Source organism: Arthrobacter sp. UYCu723 (assembly GCF_054059215.1).
On the sequence record NZ_JBSSBW010000001.1, the window covers coordinates 931,759 to 952,780 of the forward strand.

7 protein-coding genes and 3 rRNA genes are annotated in these 21,022 nt (G+C 63.8%); 1 reads left to right on the forward strand and 9 read right to left on the reverse strand.

All coding sequences use genetic code 11. From position 1 onward, the window contains the following. Nucleotides 1-62 precede the first annotated feature (62 nt). The 8 genes from ACVWZ8_RS04175 to ACVWZ8_RS04210 form a co-directional block, all read right to left on the reverse strand. Nucleotides 63-1,385, reverse strand: coding sequence for an ISL3 family transposase (locus ACVWZ8_RS04175; RefSeq protein ID WP_456503887.1), 1,323 nt, complete (start codon nucleotides 1,383-1,385; stop codon nucleotides 63-65). 298 nt (nucleotides 1,386-1,683) lie between these two features. Beyond that, the gene (locus ACVWZ8_RS04180) at nucleotides 1,684-2,184 is read right to left on the reverse strand and encodes an SRPBCC domain-containing protein (protein ID WP_456503888.1); all 501 of its coding nucleotides are present in this window, start codon (nucleotides 2,182-2,184) and stop codon (nucleotides 1,684-1,686) included. Nucleotides 2,185-2,389: 205 nt separating this feature from the next. Beyond that, nucleotides 2,390-2,506, reverse strand: a 5S ribosomal RNA gene (gene rrf / locus ACVWZ8_RS04185). A 214-nt stretch (nucleotides 2,507-2,720) separates the two neighbouring features. Further along, a 23S ribosomal RNA gene (locus ACVWZ8_RS04190) occupies nucleotides 2,721-5,859 on the reverse strand. A gap of 545 nt (nucleotides 5,860-6,404) precedes the next feature. Continuing rightward, a 16S ribosomal RNA gene (locus tag ACVWZ8_RS04195) occupies nucleotides 6,405-7,930 on the reverse strand. The 16S, 23S and 5S rRNA genes sit together here, the layout of an rRNA operon. A gap of 465 nt (nucleotides 7,931-8,395) precedes the next feature. Next, nucleotides 8,396-12,079 carry a 1,4-alpha-glucan branching enzyme gene (locus tag ACVWZ8_RS04200; RefSeq protein WP_456503889.1) on the reverse strand — a complete coding sequence of 1,228 codons (3,684 nt, stop codon included), beginning with the start codon at nucleotides 12,077-12,079 and terminating at the stop codon, nucleotides 8,396-8,398. Nucleotide 12,080: 1 nt separating this feature from the next. After that, a complete protein-coding gene (gene treS, locus ACVWZ8_RS04205; RefSeq protein ID WP_456503890.1) occupies nucleotides 12,081-13,865 on the reverse strand; it encodes a maltose alpha-D-glucosyltransferase in 1,785 nt (594 codons plus the stop codon). Between the two features lie 17 nt (nucleotides 13,866-13,882). Beyond that, nucleotides 13,883-15,955 carry an alpha-1,4-glucan--maltose-1-phosphate maltosyltransferase gene (locus tag ACVWZ8_RS04210; RefSeq protein ID WP_426976083.1) on the reverse strand — a complete coding sequence of 691 codons (2,073 nt, stop codon included), beginning with the start codon at nucleotides 15,953-15,955 and terminating at the stop codon, nucleotides 13,883-13,885. A 150-nt stretch (nucleotides 15,956-16,105) separates the two neighbouring features. Between ACVWZ8_RS04210 and glgP the strand changes: the two genes are divergently transcribed. Beyond that, nucleotides 16,106-18,724 carry an alpha-glucan family phosphorylase gene (gene glgP / locus ACVWZ8_RS04215; RefSeq protein WP_426976082.1) on the forward strand — a complete coding sequence of 873 codons (2,619 nt, stop codon included), beginning with the start codon at nucleotides 16,106-16,108 and terminating at the stop codon, nucleotides 18,722-18,724. A gap of 122 nt (nucleotides 18,725-18,846) precedes the next feature. Here the strand turns inward: glgP and glgX are convergent, their stop codons facing one another. Beyond that, nucleotides 18,847-20,973 carry a glycogen debranching protein GlgX gene (gene glgX / locus ACVWZ8_RS04220; RefSeq protein ID WP_456503891.1) on the reverse strand — a complete coding sequence of 709 codons (2,127 nt, stop codon included), beginning with the start codon at nucleotides 20,971-20,973 and terminating at the stop codon, nucleotides 18,847-18,849. Nucleotides 20,974-21,022 lie beyond the last annotated feature (49 nt).

The window sequence follows — 21,022 nt, forward strand, 5'->3', positions numbered from 1 at the left end:
GCGTTGAGGCACACTATCGTCCCCTAGAATTCAAGCAGCCGACTCAAACCGGCCCTTCGCATTTAGGCATGGTTGGTCTGTTTCGTCCGGTAGGGGCGGTGTCCGCCGGCGGCGAGGAGGCATCTGAGCCGGTAGTTGGTGAAGTTGCGGAAGCCTCTGGCGATTCGGCGGGTGGTTTCGATGACGCCGTTGATCGCTTCGGTGGGTCCGTTGGAGGCGCCGTTGGTATCGAAGTAGGCCAGGATCGCGGCTTTCCAGGCCCGCAGGGTCCGGCCAAGCCTGGCCACTTCCGGGATCGGGCAGGTCGGGAACGACGCGATCACGTCTGTCACCAGCGCCCTGCCGTGTTCCGGGCGGGCGTGGTAGATGTTGCGGAGCTTCTGGTAGCACTGCCAGGCCAGGGTGACTTCGCGGTCTGGGTCCCCGGCGGTGAGCTTCGCGTCCAGCCGGGAAGCCTGTTTCTCGGTGAGGTGTTCTGCGCCGATCTGCAGGGTCCGGCGGATCCCGTAGAGCGGATCTCCCTTGCGTCCGCGGTGTCCCCGGGTGTCCTGCTGGACCCGGCGGCGGACTTCGTCGACCATGGCTGAACCCAGTTTCACGACATGGAATGCATCCAGAACGGTGATGGCTTCGGGCAGCTCGTCGCGGATCGCGTTCGCGTAGCCGCGGAACGGATCCAGCGCGGCTGTCTTGATCCCGGCGGTGAACCCGGTGCCGCGGTCCTTGAGCCAGTCGGCGTAGGCCTTTCCGGAGCGTCCCGGAACGAGGTCCAGCAGCCGGGCGTGAACGGTGCCGTCCGCGTCGCGGGTGTGGTCCACGATCCCGGTGACCATGCCCGTTCCGGGTGGCCCGGTGTGGGACCAGACATGCTCGTCGACGCCGAGCGCATCCACCCCCTTCAGCCTGTCTGTGTCAGCGATCCGTCGTGCGGCCTCTGCCCTGATCCCGTGCCAGACAGTGTGCCAGGAGACGCCGAGCTGGTGGGCCAGTGCCGAGACCGAGGTGTCGAAATGCTGGAGCGCATCGGTTGCCCAGTTCACGGCACGGGCGGTCAGTTTCGCCCGGGATCCTGCCAGCGGGTGCTCCTCGGTGAACGTCGTTCTCGGGCAGCCCGGGTCCGGGCAGCGCCAGACACGTTTGGCCCACAGCAGCCGCACCGGCCGCCCGAAGCAGGGGATGTCATGGAGCCGGACCTGCCGGCGTCCGTGCCCGACCGCGACGACGCCGCACTCCGGGCAGCCGGTGACGTCCTCCCCGGTTTCGACGTCCAGAACCAGTCCAGCCGCGGTTGCCGTGACGGAGCCGACGTGGATGCCCTCGACACCGAGCAGCGCGTCCGCGCGCGTGCACCAGCGGCCATCGGAACAAGACATAGAGTTATTCATGTCAGGGTCTCTTTTGGGTATTGGTTGCTTGGTCGCTACCAATTCAAAGAGGCCCTGACCTCTTTCCTGCTGCAACACGCCGCACCGGAAACGGCCTACGCCGCGGCGCCAGTCTCAGACCGCCCTAACCACGCTCATCTGCGAAGGGCCCTCAAACCATTGCCGTCTTCGACTGACCAGCGCCACTCGTTTTGATCCTGCTGCCTGCCCGACGGGCATTATGGTCCAGGCCGCTAACCCTGATAACTCCGATACGCTGCCCGGCCACGTTGCCTTCGAAGGCGAGAGTGTCAGCTCGTCAGTCATCGGCACCGCCCATGAACCGCACGAACTGCCGCAGGACGCCGGGCCAGCCGGCCAGGTAGTCCGCCCGGGTGGCAGCTGGGTCCTCCGCACCTTCCCAGCCGGTGTGCACCAGGCGGAGCTCGGTACCGCCTTCGACAGCCCGGAATGCCACGCGCAGCTCCGTAGACCACACGGCGGAACTTCCCGGATGCCAGCTCGCGTGGAAGGACAGCGGCGGCTGCCAGTCGTCAATCGATCCCCAGATCGCCGTCCTGCCGTCCTCCGCAGTCTCCAGAATCAGGTTCTCTCCGAACTCCACATACGACCCCGCGCCGTAGACACCGTGGTCTTCGAGTGGCCACCAGAGGTGCGTATGCTCGGTGAAACCCACGAAGGCGCGGGCGACGGCACCAGGCACCACCACCGTGAAAACGACGGGCTCCAGACTCTCGGTTGCCTCCGGCTCCGGAGTATTAGACGGGTCGGCAGGAGCGTGGCTGAAGAGGTTATCCATGGGCATTTACTCTACCCGTGCCCGAACACGCGCTCCTCCACATTCCGGCCCCTCCCACGCGACGCTCCCGAAGGAGCGGCGGGGGCGCCGGCGGCAGGCGAGGTAGGGTCCGGATGAAAGCTGCTGGAGCGTGGTGTGGTTGGGGGTTAAATGCGGGAGAGCCTCCAGAGACGTGTCTGGAGGCTCTCGACCGTGTTTAATGGTTGTCCGGCGGTGACCTACTCTCCCACACCCTCCCGGGTGCAGTACCATCGGCGCTGTGGGTCTTAGCTTCCGGGTTCGGAATGGGACCGGGCGTTTCCCCCACGCTATGACCGCCGTAACCCTTGCTCCCGACCCTCCTGGCCGTGGCCTGTGGGGGTGGGAAATCTGGTGTTACAACTGTGGTGTTGTTATTCAGTTGAAGGTTCCTGGGACAACATGCCGTGTGAACGGGTTTGTTGTCTGGGAACCACATAGTGGACGCAAGCAGTCTTGTTTCTTTGTACCCTCCCCATGGTGTGAACGTCTTTTGAATCCGTTCACGAAGAGAGTGTGTGGTGTAAGTTATCGGCCTATTAGTACCGGTCAGCTTCACGAGTCGTTAGTCCTCGCTTCCACATCCGGCCTATCAACCCAGTGGTCTGGCTGGGGGCCTCTCACACACAAGGTGTATGGAAATCTCATCTCGAAGCGAGCTTCCCGCTTAGATGCTTTCAGCGGTTATCCCATCCGAACGTAGCTAATCAGCGGTGCACTTGGCAGTACAACTGACACACCAGAGGTTCGTCCGTCCCGGTCCTCTCGTACTAAGGACAGCCCTTCTCAAATTTCCTGCGCGCGCAGCGGATAGGGACCGAACTGTCTCACGACGTTCTAAACCCAGCTCGCGTACCGCTTTAATGGGCGAACAGCCCAACCCTTGGGACCTACTCCAGCCCCAGGATGCGACGAGCCGACATCGAGGTGCCAAACCATGCCGTCGATATGGACTCTTGGGCAAGATCAGCCTGTTATCCCCGAGGTACCTTTTATCCGTTGAGCGACGGCCATTCCACAATGTACCGCCGGATCACTAGTCCCGACTTTCGTCCCTGCTCGAGATGTCTCTCTCACAGTCAAGCTCCCTTGTGCACTTACACTCGACACCTGATTGCCAACCAGGCTGAGGGAACCTTTGGGCGCCTCCGTTACTTTTTAGGAGGCAACCGCCCCAGTTAAACTACCCATCAGGCACTGTCCCTGACCCGGATTACGGGCCGAAGTTAGATGTCCAAAGTGACCAGAGTGGTATTTCAACGATGACTCCACCCGGACTGGCGTCCGGGCTTCAACGTCTCCCACCTATCCTACACAAGCCACTCCGAACACCAATACCAAACTATAGTAAAGGTCTCGGGGTCTTTCCGTCCTGCTGCGCGTAACGAGCATCTTTACTCGTACTGCAATTTCGCCGAGTTTATGGTTGAGACAGCGGGGAAGTCGTTACTCCATTCGTGCAGGTCGGAACTTACCCGACAAGGAATTTCGCTACCTTAGGATGGTTATAGTTACCACCGCCGTTTACTGGGGCTTGAATTCTCAGCTTCGCCTTGCGGCTAACCGGTCCTCTTAACCTTCCAGCACCGGGCAGGAGTCAGTCCGTATACATCGTCTTGCGACTTCGCACGGACCTGTGTTTTTAGTAAACAGTCGCTTCCCCCTGGTCTCTGCGGCCCCTGCACGCTCCGGACAGCTAGTGTCCATCACGATGGGGGCCCCCCTTCTCCCGAAGTTACGGGGGCATTTTGCCGAGTTCCTTAACCATAATTCTCTCGATCGCCTTAGTATTCTCTACCTGATCACCTGTGTCGGTTTGGGGTACGGGCGGCTGGAACCTCGCGTCGATGCTTTTCTCGGCAGCATAGGATCACCGAATCCCCCCGTGAGGGGGTCCCATCAGATCTCAGGCATCATGAACGGCGGATTTGCCTACCGTTCGCCCTACCTCCTTAGACCGGGACAACCATCGCCCGGCTCGGCTACCTTCCTGCGTCACACCTGTTAATACGCTTGCCTCCCGGGATCAGGTCCCGCGCTCCACCAAAACCCTCCCGCCCCGAAGGGCGGTCAGGCAGGTTTCGGGCGGTTAGTGTCCCCCGTTCAGCATGGGCGGTTCTTCGCCGGTACGGGAATATCAACCCGTTGTCCATCGACTACGCCTGTCGGCCTCGCCTTAGGTCCCGACTTACCCAGGGCAGATTAGCTTGACCCTGGAACCCTTGATCATTCGGCGGACGGGTTTCTCACCCGTCTTTCGCTACTCATGCCTGCATTCTCACTCGTGTAGGCTCCACCGCTGGTTTACACCGCGACTTCACTGCCCACACGACGCTCCCCTACCACTCCAGACGCCTGAACCAACCCCACGAGGGGGCGGCTTGGCTATCATCTGAAATCCACAACTTCGGCGGTGTACTTGAGCCCCGCTACATTGTCGGCGCGGAATCACTTGACCAGTGAGCTATTACGCACTCTTTTAAGGATGGCTGCTTCTAAGCCAACCTCCTGGTTGTCTTCGCAACTCCACATCCTTTCCCACTTAGCACACGCTTAGGGGCCTTAGTTGGTGGTCTGGGCTGTTTCCCTCTCGACTATGAAGCTTATCCCCCACAGTCTCACTGCTGCGCTCTCACTTACCGGCATTCGGAGTTTGGCTGACGTCAGTAACCTTGTAGGGCCCATTAGCCATCCAGTAGCTCTACCTCCGGTAAGAAACACGCAACGCTGCACCTAAATGCATTTCGGGGAGAACCAGCTATCACGAAGTTTGATTGGCCTTTCACCCCTACCCACAGCTCATCCCCTCCATTTTCAACTGAAGTGGGTTCGGTCCTCCACGACGTCTTACCGTCGCTTCAACCTGGCCATGGGTAGATCACTTCGCTTCGGGTCTAGATCACGCCACTGCAACGCCCTGTTCAGACTCGCTTTCGCTACGGCTTCCCCACACGGGTTAACCTCGCGACGTAACACTAACTCGCAGGCTCATTCTTCAAAAGGCACGCCGTCACCAGAATCAGACTGGCTCCGACGGATTGTAAGCACACGGTTTCAGGTACTGTTTCACTCCCCTCCCGGGGTACTTTTCACCTTTCCCTCACGGTACTGGTCCGCTATCGGTCATTAGGGAGTATTTAGGCTTATCAGGTGGTCCTGACAGATTCACACGGGATTTCTCGGGCCCCGTGCTACTTGGGATACTTCACCAGGCGGTACACAACATTTCGGTTACGGGGCTCACACCCTCTCTGGCCGGCCTTTCAAGACCGTTCACCTATGCCTGTACTACTCACCCCACTGTCCCGGCAGAGACAGAACGGGAAGTCCCACAACCCCGACCATGCAACGCCCGCCGGCTATCACACATGGAACGGTTTAGCCTGATCCGCGTTCGCTCGCCACTACTGACGGAATCACTATTGTTTTCTCTTCCTGCGGGTACTGAGATGTTTCACTTCCCCGCGTTCCCCCCACACACCCTATGTGTTCAGATGCGGGTCACCGGGCAGCTCGCGCCCCCGGCGGGGTTTCCCCATTCGGACACCCTGGGATCACAGTCCGGTTATCGACTCCCCCAGGCTTATCGCAGATTCCTACGTCCTTCTTCGGCTCCTAATGCCAAGGCATCCACCGTGTGCTCTTAAAAACTTGACCACAAAAGATCAAAAACTAATTCACGAGAGAACCACAGAAACCACACCGCACACCGGCCACACCCCAAAGGGCACCACCAGACCACGGCACAGATCCAGGTTCATATTCTTGGAAATTGCTTCTTATAAAAGATGCTCGCGTCCACTATGTAGTTCTCAAACAACAACCCCGTACCACACACCCCACACGAACCCCCGCAACAGGGGCACAACCGTATGATCGGTGCAGCCAGGAAACCAGAAACAAACAAAACCCACACCACAACCCAGCCTCCCCGTAAGGAAACCCGGCCGTGCCATGGTCCTGTTGCCTCAGGACCCAACAGTGTGCCAAACACTAAACCGCATGCAACCCGCCCCCGCACCGTTCCAGGAACCCCTCAAGAGAGGATCCGTACTGGGTAAGGAGAAGAACACGCGGCCGCTATCTGCTGATATTCCACCCGTGAGCACCCGCCGCAGAACTAGCGTCTGCGCAACGGGCGTACTCCTGACAAACTCATCCGTCCCGCATACACGGGCGCTGGGTTTGTAGGTGCTCCTTAGAAAGGAGGTGATCCAGCCGCACCTTCCGGTACGGCTACCTTGTTACGACTTAGTCCCAATCGCCAGTCCCACCTTCGACAGCTCCCTCCCACAAGGGGTTAGGCCACCGGCTTCGGGTGTTACCAACTTTCGTGACTTGACGGGCGGTGTGTACAAGGCCCGGGAACGTATTCACCGCAGCGTTGCTGATCTGCGATTACTAGCGACTCCGACTTCATGGGGTCGAGTTGCAGACCCCAATCCGAACTGAGACCGGCTTTTTGGGATTAGCTCCACCTCACAGTATCGCAACCCTTTGTACCGGCCATTGTAGCATGCGTGAAGCCCAAGACATAAGGGGCATGATGATTTGACGTCGTCCCCACCTTCCTCCGAGTTGACCCCGGCAGTCTCCTATGAGTCCCCGCCATCACGCGCTGGCAACATAGAACGAGGGTTGCGCTCGTTGCGGGACTTAACCCAACATCTCACGACACGAGCTGACGACAACCATGCACCACCTGTAAACCGACCGCAAGCGGGGCACCTGTTTCCAGGCGTTTCCGGTTCATGTCAAGCCTTGGTAAGGTTCTTCGCGTTGCATCGAATTAATCCGCATGCTCCGCCGCTTGTGCGGGCCCCCGTCAATTCCTTTGAGTTTTAGCCTTGCGGCCGTACTCCCCAGGCGGGGCACTTAATGCGTTAGCTACGGCGCGGAAAACGTGGAATGTCCCCCACACCTAGTGCCCAACGTTTACGGCATGGACTACCAGGGTATCTAATCCTGTTCGCTCCCCATGCTTTCGCTCCTCAGCGTCAGTTAATGCCCAGAGACCTGCCTTCGCCATCGGTGTTCCTCCTGATATCTGCGCATTTCACCGCTACACCAGGAATTCCAGTCTCCCCTACATCACTCTAGTCTGCCCGTACCCACCGCAGATCCGGAGTTGAGCCCCGGACTTTCACGGCAGACGCGACAAACCGCCTACGAGCTCTTTACGCCCAATAATTCCGGATAACGCTTGCGCCCTACGTATTACCGCGGCTGCTGGCACGTAGTTAGCCGGCGCTTCTTCTGCAGGTACCGTCACTTTCGCTTCTTCCCTACTGAAAGAGGTTTACAACCCGAAGGCCGTCATCCCTCACGCGGCGTCGCTGCATCAGGCTTGCGCCCATTGTGCAATATTCCCCACTGCTGCCTCCCGTAGGAGTCTGGGCCGTGTCTCAGTCCCAGTGTGGCCGGTCACCCTCTCAGGCCGGCTACCCGTCGTCGCCTTGGTGAGCCATTACCTCACCAACAAGCTGATAGGCCGCGAGTCCATCCAAAACCACAATAAAGCTTTCCACCCCCCACCATGCGATGAGGAGTCATATCCGGTATTAGACCCAGTTTCCCAGGCTTATCCCAGAGTTAAGGGCAGGTTACTCACGTGTTACTCACCCGTTCGCCACTAATCACCGGTGCAAGCACCGGGTCATCGTTCGACTTGCATGTGTTAAGCACGCCGCCAGCGTTCATCCTGAGCCAGGATCAAACTCTCCGTTGAAGTAAAACAAAAACAGACACAACCAACACCCCCGGGAAAACGGGACGCGAAGGCTGCACAAAATTTGAAACCAGCCAAAAACACCAGACCACACCACGGGGTGGCGGGATCCGGCAAATTCAACCAATCCATATAAACAAATTGGTATCAACAAACTTGGCACACTATTGAGTTCTCAAACAACAGACACACCCGGCACCACCACGACTCATCCAGTCGAGGATCGCTCCGGAGCAACTTTTCAAACTTACCCGGCCGCGTCACCCTGGTCAAATCGGCGCTTCCGACTCAGTGTTGCCGTGGGCATCTGGGTCTTCTTGGCCGATCAACTCCGGGGAGCAGCGCGGAAATAAACTCTACCACCATTTTGACCGGGTGACAAAGCAGCCCGCAAACGTCCCGCTGCCGCGGTGCCAAAAAGCCCGGAATCACAGGGATTCCGGGCTTTTTGGGCGTTGGCTGCAACTAGACCAGCGGTTGGAAGTACGCGGCTCCCAGCGGAGGCAGCGTGACGGTGAGCGTCGCCGGCTGGCCGTCAACACCGGCATCGGACGCTGTCAGCGTTCCCTCGTTCTGCACGCCCGAGCCGCCGTAGCTCTCGGCGTCGGTGTTCAGCACTTCCTGCCACTTCCCTGCCGTCGGCACGCCGAGGAGGAAATCCGTGTGCGGGCCGCCCGAGAAGTTGAACGCACAGACCAGCGGGTTGCCTGCCTTGTCACGGCGGATGAAGGTCAGCACATTGCGGTCCGAGTCACCGCCATGGATCCACTGGAAACCGGCGGGATCGTTGTCCAGCTCGTACAGGGCCGGGGTGGAGCCGTAGAGCTCGTTCAGGTCCTTGGTCAGGAGCTGCATGCCGTGGTGCGCGGGAGTCTCCGCGAGCCACCAGTCCAGGCCGTGCTGTTCAGACCATTCCGTTTCCTGGCCGAACTCGGTGCCCATGAAGATCAGCTGCTTGCCGGGATGCGCCCACTGGTAGCCTAGGAACGCGCGCAGGTTGGCCAGCTGCTGCCATCGGTCGCCGGGCATCTTGCGCAACATGGATCCCTTGCCGTGCACCACTTCGTCGTGGCTGATCGGCAGCAGGAAGTTCTCCGTGTAGGCGTAGACCATCGAGAAGGTGATGGTGCCGTGGTGCCACCGGCGGTTGTAGGGGTCCTCGGCCATGTACTTCAGGGAGTCGTGCATCCAGCCCATGTTCCACTTGATGCCGAAGCCCAGGCCGCCCTGGCTCGTGGGTGCCGTCACCCCCGGGAACGCCGTGGACTCCTCGGCAATCATGACGGCACCGGGGTGCGTTTTGTAGACCGTGGCGTTGACTTCCTGCAGGAAGGAGATCGCTTCGAGGTTTTCCCGGCCACCGAAACGGTTCGGCTGCCACTGGCCCTCCTCGCGGGAGTAGTCCAGGTAGAGCATGGAGGCGACGGCGTCCACGCGCAGGCCGTCGATGTGGAATTCCTCCAGCCAGTACAACGCGTTGGATACAAGGAAGTTGCGGACCTCCCGGCGGCCGAAGTCGAAGATCAGGGTTCCCCAGTCCGGGTGCTCGCCCAGATTCGGGTCTGCGTGCTCGTAGAGGGCTTCGCCGTCGAAACGGGCCAGCGCCCATTCGTCCTTGGGGAAGTGCGCCGGAACCCAGTCCAGCAGGACGCCGATGCCGGCCTGGTGCAGTTCGTCCACGAGGTGCCGGAACTCGTCCGGGTGCCCGAAACGGGACGTCGGGGCGAAGTAGGACGTGACCTGGTAGCCCCAGGATCCGCCGAAGGGGTGCTCGGCCACGGGCATGAACTCCACATGCGTGAAACCGAGCCACTTGACGTACTCGACGAGCTCCTTGGCGAGCTCGCGGTAGCCGAGGCCCACCCGCCAGGAACCGAGGTGGACTTCGTACACGCTCATGGGGGCGTTGTGCGGATCACGGGCGGCCCGGGCCTCCATCCACTCGGCGTCCTTGAAGGCGTAGGACGGCTCGACGACGCGGGACGCGGTCAGCGGCGGAACCTCTGTGCCGAACGCCAGCGGGTCGGCTTTCTCCACCCAGTAGCCGTGCCGCGTCCTGATTTCGAACTTGTAGCACGCCCCTGCCAGAACGCCGGGGATGAAGAGCTCCCACACTCCGGAAGAGCCAAGGGAGCGCATGGAGTGCTGCCGGCCGTCCCAGCCGTTGAAGTCACCCTTGACGCGCACTGCCTGGGCGTTGGGGGCCCACACGGCGAAAGTGACGCCGTCGACGTCGCCGAGGGAGGATTTGTAGTGCTGGACGTGCGCGCCGAGGACGTCCCAGAGCCGCTCGTGGCGGCCTTCACCGATCAGGTGCAGGTCCACCTCCCCGACGGTGGGCAGGTAGCGGTAGGGGTCGTCGACGGTCTGCGCGGCTTCGCCCTCGTACGTCACTTCCAAGCGGTAGTCCGGCACGTGGCCGGGCTCCAGCGGTTCCAGCACGGCCACCCAGACACCGCCGGACTCATGCTCCATCGGAACCGTGCCGGCCGCCGTGACGACGGCGACGGCCTCGGCCAGGTGCTTCACCGCACGGATGGTGACGTGGCCGTGGTCGTCGAAGTGCGCGCCGAGGACTGAGTGCGGCGCGTGGTGCTCGCCGGCCGCGACCCTCGCGAGGGTGTCCGGGTCCACGGGGAGGGGAGCCCCGGGCCGATCGATCCGTGCTGATCCTGTCATTGTGATACCTTCCGCTTCGGCTTCGGCCGGAACGCCGGAGCCTGTACTGCCGAGGAGACGTCGTGATGCGTTTACCGGGATGGAGAGCCAATCCGGCCTGTTGCGTAATTCGTAGATGACTTCGTAGAGCGCCTTGTCGAGCCACAGGGCCACAAACAGGGGCGAATCGCGGTCGATGCTGCCGGGGATGACGTCCGCATAGCCGGCCAGGAAGGCTTCGGCGCAGTCGTCCACCCAGCCCGCCGGGACGGCGGCGCCGGGAGCCTCCCGGGCAGCCGCGCCGGCGGCGTAGTCGAAGGAGCGCAGCATCCCGACGACGTCGCGCAGCGGGACGTCGGGGAAACTGCGTTCCGAGATCGGCCGCAGCGGCTCGCCTTCGAAGTCAAGGATGGCCCACCGCGGGGCCATACCGGTCCCGCCCGGAACCCGGAGGATCTGTCCGAGGTGGAGGTCGCCATGGATTCGCTGCAGTGGGCCCGCGTTGTAGCCCCGGAGGCGCAGCAGGAGCTCCTCGAGGGCATCGTCGTAGCGCCCGACGACGCTCCCGGCCTGCGCCCAGGACTGGCGCACGCGCTGGGCAACACCGGGCGCGATGTCGCTGCCCGGGACGGCTTCCGAGGCGGCGCCGAGGGCCTCGGCCAGACGGCGGTGCACCGTGGCGGTGGCGGCGCCCAGGGCACGTGCCGCGGCAGTGAAGTCCCTGCCCTGGACCGCCGCGTTAACGGCCAGCCGCCAGGCATCCAGTCCGCCGGCAAGGAATTCGTGGGCCACGGCCAGTTCGCCGTGGGCCGGGCGGGTGCCACCCTCCGCGGCATCCGTGGGAACGTCCCATTGGCCGGTGACCCAGCCTAGCGTGGCCGGCACTTCAACCGTGCGCCCGGCGGTCAGGGCGGCGCCGACCTCCACTTCCGGGTTCTGGCCCTCGGAGAGGACGCGGAAGAACTTCAGGATCGCGGCCGATTCGCCGTCGTGCACAATCACCGAACTGTTCGACTGCTCGCCGGACAGCACTTTCACCGTACCGGTGGCGAAGGGCAGGCGGTAGCCGGACTGTACGAGGTGGCCGGCGGCGTTTCCACTGGGGGAGGTACTGCCGTTGCGCATCAGTTCCAGCCACGCAGCGACAAACGCGGGGTCGTGGACGCCGTCGTAGATCCAGCGCTGCCCGCTGCCTGGACCGGCACTGTCGCCGTCCGTCTCCCCTATCAGGGCCGACTCCGACCCGGCCAGCGGGGAGCGCCGGATGCTGAGTGGCACCTGCACGACGTCCGTGCGGCTTCCATCCGCCGTCGGGTAAGTCACGGCGAGCAGCCACACCTCGAGATCGGCATCACCCCGCCCTGGCGCCAGGCTCAGTCCGCCTACCGGCTCGAAACTGAACTCCGCGCTCTTGACGGGGAACCAGCGCTGCGCCGGAAGCCAGCTGCCCAGCAGGCCACTCAGGGCGGGGGAAAGGGTCGGTCGGGTCATGTCAGCCTTCGATGGACAGGATAGGCATCGCCTGGGTGAAAGGCGACGCCGGATTGGAGGCAGCCGAGCGGATCCGCAGCCAGAAGAAATCATGGCTGCCCAGGGTCAGCGTCAGCATTCCGTCGTCGCCGATCGCGGGGAAGGCCTGGCCGCCGAACACGTCCCGCAGTCCGCGCCCGGCGTACTTCGGCACCCGCAGGGTAGTCGCCACCGGGTGCTGGGAGAGGTTGAACGCGCACAGGATCGTTTCGCCGTCCACACCGGCCGAATTGCCTTCCGGAAGCTCACGCAGGTAGGCGAGGACGACGTCGTGATCCGCTTCGACGTGCTCGAACGCGCCCAGCCCGAAGGCGGGGTGGTTCTTGCGGACGCTGAGGATCTGGCGGGTCCAGCGCAGCAGCGAGCCCGAATGGGCAGCCTCGGCCTCGACGTTGGCCATGCTGTAGTTGTAGACGAGCGACTGGATCACCGGAAGGTACAACTTGCCCGGGTCGGCGTTGGAAAAGCCGGCGTTGCGGTCCGGGTTCCACTGCATCGGTGTGCGGACGGCATCGCGGTCCTCGAGCCAGATGTTGTCCCCCATGCCGATCTCGTCCCCGTAGTACAGGAACGGGCTGCCGGGCAGGGAAAGCAGCAGGGCATGGATCAGCTCAATCTCGGCGCGGGAATTGTCCAGCAGCGGGGCCAGCCGGCGCCGGATGCCGATGTTGGCGCGCATACGCGGATCCGGTGCGTACCAGCCGAGCATGGCGGCACGCTCGTCGGCGGTGACCATTTCCAGGGTCAGCTCGTCGTGATTGCGCAGGAAGGTGCCCCACTGGGCGCCTTCCGGAATGTTCGGAGTGTCCTTCATCGTCTCGATGATGGGCGCGGCCTTCTGGTCCCGCAGCGCGTAGTACAGGCGCGGCATGATCGGGAAGTGGAAGGCCATGTGGCATTCCGGTTCCTCTTCGGTGCCGAAGTACTCAACGACCTCGGCGGGCGGCTGGTTGGCCTCGGCGATGATGACGCGGCCGGGGTAGCTTTCGTCTACCATCTTGCGCAGCTTGCGGAGGAACTCGTGGGTCTGCGGCAGGTTCTCGCAGTTCGTGCCCTCTTCTTCGAACAGGTACGGGATGGCGTCTGCCCGGAAACCGTCGATCCCCTGGTCCAGCCAGAACCGGACGACGTCGAAGAGCGCGTCGATGACTTTGGGGTTCTCGAAGTTGAGGTCCGGCTGGTGGCTGAAGAAGCGGTGCCAGAAGAACTGGCGCCGGATCGGATCGAAGGTCCAGTTGGATTCCTCGGTGTCCACGAAGATGATGCGGGCGTCTTCGTACTTCTCGTCCGTGTCACTCCACACGTAGAAGTCGCCGAAAGGGCCGTCCGGGTCCTTGCGCGACTCCTGGAACCACGGGTGCTGGTCCGAGGTGTGGTTCAGCGGCAGGTCGATGATCACGCGGACGCCGCGGGCATGGGACTCGGCCACGAGGCGCTTGAAGTCGCTGATGGTGCCGAACTCGTCGAGCACGGAGTTGTAGTCCGAGATGTCGTAGCCGCCGTCGCGCAGCGGGGACTGGAAGAACGGCGGCAGCCATAGGCAGTCCACGCCCAGCCACTGCAAATAGTCCAGTTTCTCGATCAGGCCGTGGAAGTCACCGGAGCCGTCGCCGTTTCCGTCCGCAAAACCGCGGACCAGCACCTCGTAGAACACCGCCTTGCGGTACCACAGGGGATCATGCTGGAGGCCGGGAGCGTTCAGTTCAAAGGTCCCCTTCGGGCTGAAGTGCTGGCTGGGGTTTTGCATGCTGAAACTCACTCGTGCTACCTCCGGATGCTAAGAACATGGGCGGGTTCGACATGGGAGTCCAGCCGGACGTAGTTGTACTCCCCCCACTCCCAGCTTTCGCCGGTCAAGAGATCATCCACCATGAACCCGCCGTTGTGCGTCAGGGTCTCCGGGTCCAACTCCAGCGCGGCCAGGTCCAGCGACACGGTGCTCTCCCGGGTGCCGTGCGGGTCCACGTTGACCACGATGATCAGCGTGTCCTTCGAGCCGTCCGGCAGGGTCTTGTGCTTGGAGTACACCACCGTGGCGTTGTCGGTGCTCTTGTGGACGGTCAGGTTCTGCAGGTCCCCCAGCGCGGGGTGGGTGTGCCGGATTTCGTTAAGCCTGGTCAGGTACGGGGCAAGCGTACGGCCCGATCCGGCCGCGGCGTCCCAGTCCCGGGCCTTGTACTGGAACTTCTCGTTGTCGATGTACTCTTCAGCGCCCGGACGGGCCACGTGCTCGTAAAGCTCGTACCCGGCGTAGACGCCCCAGATGGGGCTTGCAGTCGCGGCGAGGACGGCACGGATCTTGAAGGCGGCCGGGCCGCCGTATTGCAGATACTCGGTGAGGATGTCCGGGGTGTTGACGAAGAAGTTCGGCCGGAAGTAGGCCGGCGATTCGTGGCTGATCTCCTGGAAATACTCCTCCAGTTCCTCCTTGGTGTTGCGCCAGGTGAAGTAGGAGTAGGACTGCTGGAAGCCGGCCCGGCCCAGCGCGTGCATCATGGCCGGGCGGGTGAACGCCTCGGCGAGGAAGACGACGTCGGGGTGTTTCTTGTTGACCTTGCCGATCAGCCATTCCCAGAACCACACGGGCTTGGTGTGCGGATTGTCGACGCGGAAGATCTTGACGCCGTGGCTCACCCAGAGGAACACGATGCGGAGGATCTCGTTGGACAGGCCCGCGGGGTCGTTGTCGAAGTTGAGCGGGAAGATGTCCTGGTACTTCTTGGGCGGGTTTTCGGCGTAGGCAATACTGCCGTCCACGCGGGTGGTGAACCACGCCGGGTGGTTCTCCACCCAGGGGTGGTCCGGGGCGGCCTGCAGGGCCAGGTCCAGGGCCACTTCCAGTCCCAGCTCACCGGCCCGCGCCACGAAGGCGTCGAAGTCTTCAAAGGTGCCCAGGTCCGGATGGATGGCGTCGTGCCCACCCTCCTTGGAGCCGATGGCCCAGGGCGAGCCCGGATCGTGCGGTCCGGCCAGCAGGGTGTTGTTCGGTCCCTTGCGGTACTGGACGCCGATCGGGTGGATCGGCGGCAGATAGATGATGTCGAAGCCCATGGCCGCGACGGCGTCGAGCCGCTGGGCGGCCGTGCGGAAGTTGCCGGAGGTCCACTCCCCGGTTTCGTGGTTGCGGACGGCGCCTTCGGAGCGGGGGAAGAATTCGTACCAGGCACCCCGGCCGGCGAGTTCGCGCTCCACGAGCAGGGGGTACGGCTTCGAGACGGTCACCAGTTCGCGGATCGGCTGGCGTTCGACGACGGCGGCCACCTCGGCGCTGAAACCGGCGGCGAGGCGCTCCTCGGGGGTCCGGGAAGCGTCCGAGAGCACGACGACGGCCATCCGCAGCATCCGCCGGTCGGCTGACGGGCGGGACGGGTCCTCCGACGCTTCGGAAAGCAGGGCGGCGCCCTCGGCAAGCATCAGCTCGACGTCGATCCCGGCTTCCACCTTCACCCCGGCGTTGTGGTGCCAGGTGCCGTAGCGGTCATGCCAGGCCTCTATAACGAAGGACCAGTTACCGGTTGAGGGGGGCGTCAGGAGACCTTCCCAGCGGTCGGTGCCCTTGCCGCGGTCGCCCCCGGGCGGGGCCAGCCGGACGCGCTGCCGTTCTTTCCCGCGGGGGTCCAGGAGCACGGCGCTGACGCCGAGCTGGTCATGGCCTTCGCGGAAGGCGGTGGCGCCGACCACCAGGCTTTCTCCCGCAACGGCTTTGGCAGGGAACTTCCCGCCTTCGACGGCGGGCTGTACGGCGGTGATCGGAAAACGGCCAAATCGAAGGCCCTCCGCAATCAGGGCCTTGGGCTTTTGCTTGGATACGGCACTGGTTCGCGAGTTATTCGTCACAGGCTCGACGTTATCTACAAATCGGCCAGATTGCTAAGGCAACGAAGTTCCTCCGGTGGTTTCCGGATTTTTCCGGCGGTGGACCGTCATTTATGCGTAAGAAACTCAAACCGGTTCCGGGGCTCTGACTTGTCCGTTAGTGTTTCGCTGGTGAAGGCTATCCGCAGATTTACCGTCCGTACCGTCCTCCCGGAGTCAATCCGGCCGCTGGCCCGGCTCGCCACCAACCTTCGGTGGTCCTGGCACCGGCCCACCCGGGAGCTTTTCGAAGGGCTGAACCCCCGGATCTGGGCTGAGAGCGACCACGACCCCGTCTCGTTCCTGGGCCTGGTCAGCAGGGAGGAACTGCAGCGCCTCGCGGCGGACCAGGACGTGGTGCGGCGTGTCCACGAGGCGGCCGACGCCCTGGACCGGTACCTGGAGCAGCCCCGCTGGTACCAGAGCCTGGGCGGCGACGCGCCGTCCTGCATCGCCTATTTTTCACCGGAGTTCGGGATCACCGAGGTGCTGCCCCAGTACTCGGGCGGCCTGGGCATCCTTGCCGGCGACCACCTGAAGGCAGCCTCGGACCTGGGCGTGCCGCTGATCGGCGTCGGCCTCCTCTACCAGGCCGGCTACTTCAAGCAGTCGCTGTCCCGCGATGCCTGGCAGCAGGAAACCTACCCGGTCCTGGACCCCGACGGCCTGCCGCTGACCCTGCTGCGCGAGGCCTCCGCGGACGGCAACGGCAGGCCGATCCAGATCTCGCTGCCGCTCCCCCAGGGACGCCGCCTGCTGGCGCACGTGTGGCGGGCCGACGTCGGGCGCGTTCCCCTCCTGCTGCTGGACTCCAACGTCCCGGGCAACGACGACGCTGCCCGCGGCATCACCGACCGCCTCTACGGCGGCGGCGGCGACCACCGACTCCAGCAGGAGCTCCTGCTGGGCATGGGCGGGGTCAAGGCACTGCGGGCCTACCAGAAGCTCACGGGCAGCCCGGCGCCGGAAGTCTTCCACACCAACGAAGGCCACGCCGGCTTCCTGGGCGTCGAACGGATCCAGGAGATGATGTCCGCTGCGGAGCCGCTGAGCTGGGAAGAAGCCCTGGCTGCCGGGCGCGCCTCCACGGTGTTCACCACGCACACCCCGGTCCCGGCCGGCATCGACCGCTTTGAGACCTCGCAGATCCAGCACTTTTTCGAGGCCGGGTTGGCGCCGGCCGTGCCGGTGGCCAAGATACTGGACCTGGGCCGGGAAGATTTCACGGACGGCAACCCGTTCGTGTTCAACATGGCGGTCATGGGCCTCCGGCTGGCACAGCGGGCCAACGGCGTCGCCAAGCTGCACGGCGAGGTCTCCCGCGGGATGTTCTCCGCGCTGTGGCCCGGCTTCGACCACTCCGAGGTGCCCATCACCTCCGTCACCAACGGCGTGCACGTCCCCACCTGGGTGGACCCGCGCGTCTCCAAGCTGGCCCGCGACCAGTTCGGTTCCGAGGCGGAAGCCCAAGGCCGCTGGGACCTTGCCTACAACGTCAGCGACGAGGACGTCTGGGCCCTCCGGCGCGAGATGCGCGTCTCCCTGGTCGAGGATGTCCGCCGCCGCCTCCGGGCCGCCTGGAAGAAACGTGGCGCGGCCGACGCTGAGCTCGCGTGGACGGACTCCGTGCTGGACCCGGACATCATGACCATCGGTTTTGCCCGGCGGGTGCCGACCTACAAGCGCCTCACCCTGATGCTGCGCGAACCGGACCGGCTCAAGGCCCTGCTGCTGCACAAGACGCACCCCATCCAGCTGGTGATCGCGGGCAAGTCGCACCCGGCCGACGATGCGGGAAAGAAGATGATCCAGGACTTGGTCCGCTTCACCGACGACCCCGAGGTACGCCACCGGATCGCGTTCCTGCCCAACTACGACATCGCCATGGCCCGGACGCTGTTCCCCGGCTGCGATGTGTGGCTCAACAACCCCCTGCGCCCGCTGGAGGCCTGCGGGACCTCGGGTATGAAGGCCGCCCTCAACGGTTCGCTGAACCTCTCGGTCCTGGACGGCTGGTGGGACGAGATGTACGACGGCGAGAACGGCTGGGCGATTCCGACCGCCAACAACGACGCTTCCTCCGAAGAGCGCGACGACATCGAGGCGGCAGCGCTCTACGAGCTGCTGGAAACGCAGGTGGCCCCCCGCTTCTACGGACTGACGGTGTCCGACAGCGCCGGCGCCGCCGGGCCGTCGCAGCCCGGGCCGCAGAAGGTCCCGACGCACTGGGTGTCAATGATCAAGCACACCATGTCGCACCTGGGTCCGCAGGTGTCCGCGGACCGGATGCTCAAGGACTACGTCAACATCCTGTACCGCCCGGCCGCGATCGCGGGCCGGCGTGCCGTCGCGGACAACTTCAAAGAGGCGAAGACTCTCGCTGCCTGGACCGCCCGGATCCGCGCCGCCTGGCCCCAGATCCAGGTGGAACACGTCGACTCGGTGGGGGTCTCCGAGGATCCGCAGATCGGCGACCTGCTCCAGGTCAACGCCTACGTGGCCCTGCACGGGCTCACCCCGGACGATGTGTCCGTGGAAGTGGCCTACGGCAAGGCGGGAGACAGCGATGAGCTGGCCGATGTCACGGTGGCTGAGCTGACGTCCGTCGAGGACCTCGGCAAGAGCCGGTATCTCTTCTCCGACACCATCCTGATCGACCGCTCCGGGTCCTTCGGCTACACCGTCCGCGTGCTGCCCAAGCACGAGGCGCTGGCGTCCAAGGCGGAACTGGGCCTGATCGTCAACGCCTAGGACCGAACCGTCAGAAACGCCGCAGACCGGTCACCCGGCCTGCGGCGTTTTTGTCTGCTTGCTGCTTGCGGGCACGGCGACGACGTGGAGGTTTAGGGGTCCGCCGTGTACCGCCGTCGGGCCTAGGTGCGGTAGATGCTGATGGAATTTGCCTGGACCACGTCACGCTCCCCGGAGGACACGCGGACGCCCTGACGGCGGTCGTGCAGCTCTGAGGTGGTCAGGCGCAGTTCGAAGAGCCGGTTGCCCGTGCCGTCATCGTTGCTGAGCAGGGGCAGCGTGACCTTGACGTCCTGGGTGCTGCCGTTGACCACCACCAGTCCGTCCACCTGCCCGTCGTCGGAGCCGAGCAGGAGCTGGACCACACGGTGGGCAGGGTCATGCCAGCTGTCCCCGGCCATCGGCTCCCCGTGCGCATCAAACCAGTGGAAGTAGGACTGTTTCTCGCGGGTCGGATCGTCGTGCGCCTGGCCGGCCAGGAATTCCTTCCGCAGCCGGATCATGCGCTTGGTGCTGCGCAGCATCGCATGCGATTCGGGAGTGCTGGTCCAGTCGATCCAGGCGATGGGGTTGTCCTGGCAGTAGGCGTTGTTGTTGCCCTGCTGGGTCCGGCCGACCTCATCCCCGCCCGTGAACATGGGCACGCCCTGGGAGATCATGAGGGAGGCCATCAGGTTGCGGCTGGTCTGCGCCCGCCGGGCCAGAATGTCCTCGTCCTCCGTGGGGCCTTCGAAACCGTGGTTGTAGCTGCGGTTGTCCCCATGGCCGTCCCGGTTCTGCTCGCCGTTGGCCTCGTTGTGCTTACGGTCGTAGGACACCAGGTCGGCCAGGGTGAAGCCGTCGTGGGCCGAGACGAGGTTGACCGAGGCAAGCCGGGACCGGCCAGAGGCCTCAAAAAGGCTCGCGGAGCCGGACAGGGCGTCCGCGAGGGGGCCCACCGAGCCTCCCTGGCCGCCGGCGTCGATCGCGGCACGGTCAGCGAGCCAGAAGGTGCGGACGGCGTCACGGAAGTGATCGTTCCAGTCGACCCAGCCTGCCGGGAACCGGCCCGTCTGCCAGCCGCCGTAGCCCATGTCCCAGGGCTCGGCGATCAGCTTGGCGGTGGACAGGACGGGGTCGGCGGCGATCGCGACCAGGAACGGGTGGCGGGGATCGAACTCGTTGGCGGCGTTCCGGGCCAGCGTCACGGCGAGGTCGAAGCGGAAGCCGTCGATGTGGAATTCGTCTACCCAGTAGCGCAACGAGTCCAGGACCAGCTGGACCACGCGCGGTTCGCCGAAGTTCAGGCTGTTGCCGCACCCGGTGGTGTCCACGTACCTGCCGTGGCCGTCGTTGCGGTAGTACTGCATTTCGCCCAGGCCGCGGAAGCTCAACGTGCGGCCGTCGCTGCCGCCCTCGGCCGAGTGGTTGTAGACGACGTCGAGGATGACCTCCAGCCCGGCGGCATGAAGGAGCTTGACCATGCCTTTGAACTCGTCCTGGACCGCCTGCGCGCCCGCGGCCTGTGCGGCTTCGGTGGCGTACGCGGGGTGCGGGGCGAAAAACGCCGCCGTGTTGTAGCCCCAGTAGTTTGTCAGTCCGAGGCTCTGCAGATGCGGTTCGTCGACATGGAAATGGACCGGCAGCAGCTGCACGGATGTGATGCCGAGGGCGACGAGGTGCTCGATCATGGCGGGGTGCGCCAAGCCGGCGTAGGTTCCTTGGAGGTCTTCCGGCACGTCCGGATGGAGCATGGTCTGGCCACGGACATGGGCCTCGTAAATGATGGTGCTGCGCCACGGGATCCGGCGGCTGCTGTCGATTTCCCAATCGAAGTCGCTGGCCATCCGGACGTTCGTCATGAAATCGTCGTGCACGTCCACGGCCCGGCCGTAGGGGTCCAGCAGCAGCGGCTGCCCGCCGTCGGCGTCGAAATCCGTGGCGGTCATGGACAGCGGCAGCGGCAGCGGCAGCGGCTCATGGTCCGGCGAGGCACGGAGTCCGTAGCGGGAGCCGACCGGGAGACCCTCCACGATGCCGTGGTGGACGCCGTTCGTCACATTGGGCAGCGTCTCGAGTTGCCACATTCCGCCGGGGGCCTGGTAGGCGATCTCGAGGGTGGTCACCCCGGGCGCGTAGACCGCCACATTCGCGAAGGCACCCCGAGGGTCGTCCATTGCCGGCGAACCCGTGCTTGGAACACTGATGCCCAGCGGAAACGCCCGGGAGGCGTCTACGGTGGAGGCTGTATCTACATAAGGCATGACCATCGCTTATAGCTTAGCGGGGCCGGACAAACCGCCCCTACCTGTTTTTCCT

Coding starts and splice junctions, on each gene's coding strand:
- glgX (WP_456503891.1), bottom strand. CDS start 20,973: ATGGTCATGCCTTATGTAGATACAGCCTCCACCGTAGACGCCTCCCGG.
- treS (WP_456503890.1), bottom strand. CDS start 13,865: ATGCAAAACCCCAGCCAGCACTTCAGCCCGAAGGGGACCTTTGAACTG.
- ACVWZ8_RS04175 (WP_456503887.1), bottom strand. CDS start 1,385: ATGAATAACTCTATGTCTTGTTCCGATGGCCGCTGGTGCACGCGCGCG.
- ACVWZ8_RS04180 (WP_456503888.1), bottom strand. CDS start 2,184: ATGGATAACCTCTTCAGCCACGCTCCTGCCGACCCGTCTAATACTCCG.
- ACVWZ8_RS04200 (WP_456503889.1), bottom strand. CDS start 12,079: ATGACCCGACCGACCCTTTCCCCCGCCCTGAGTGGCCTGCTGGGCAGC.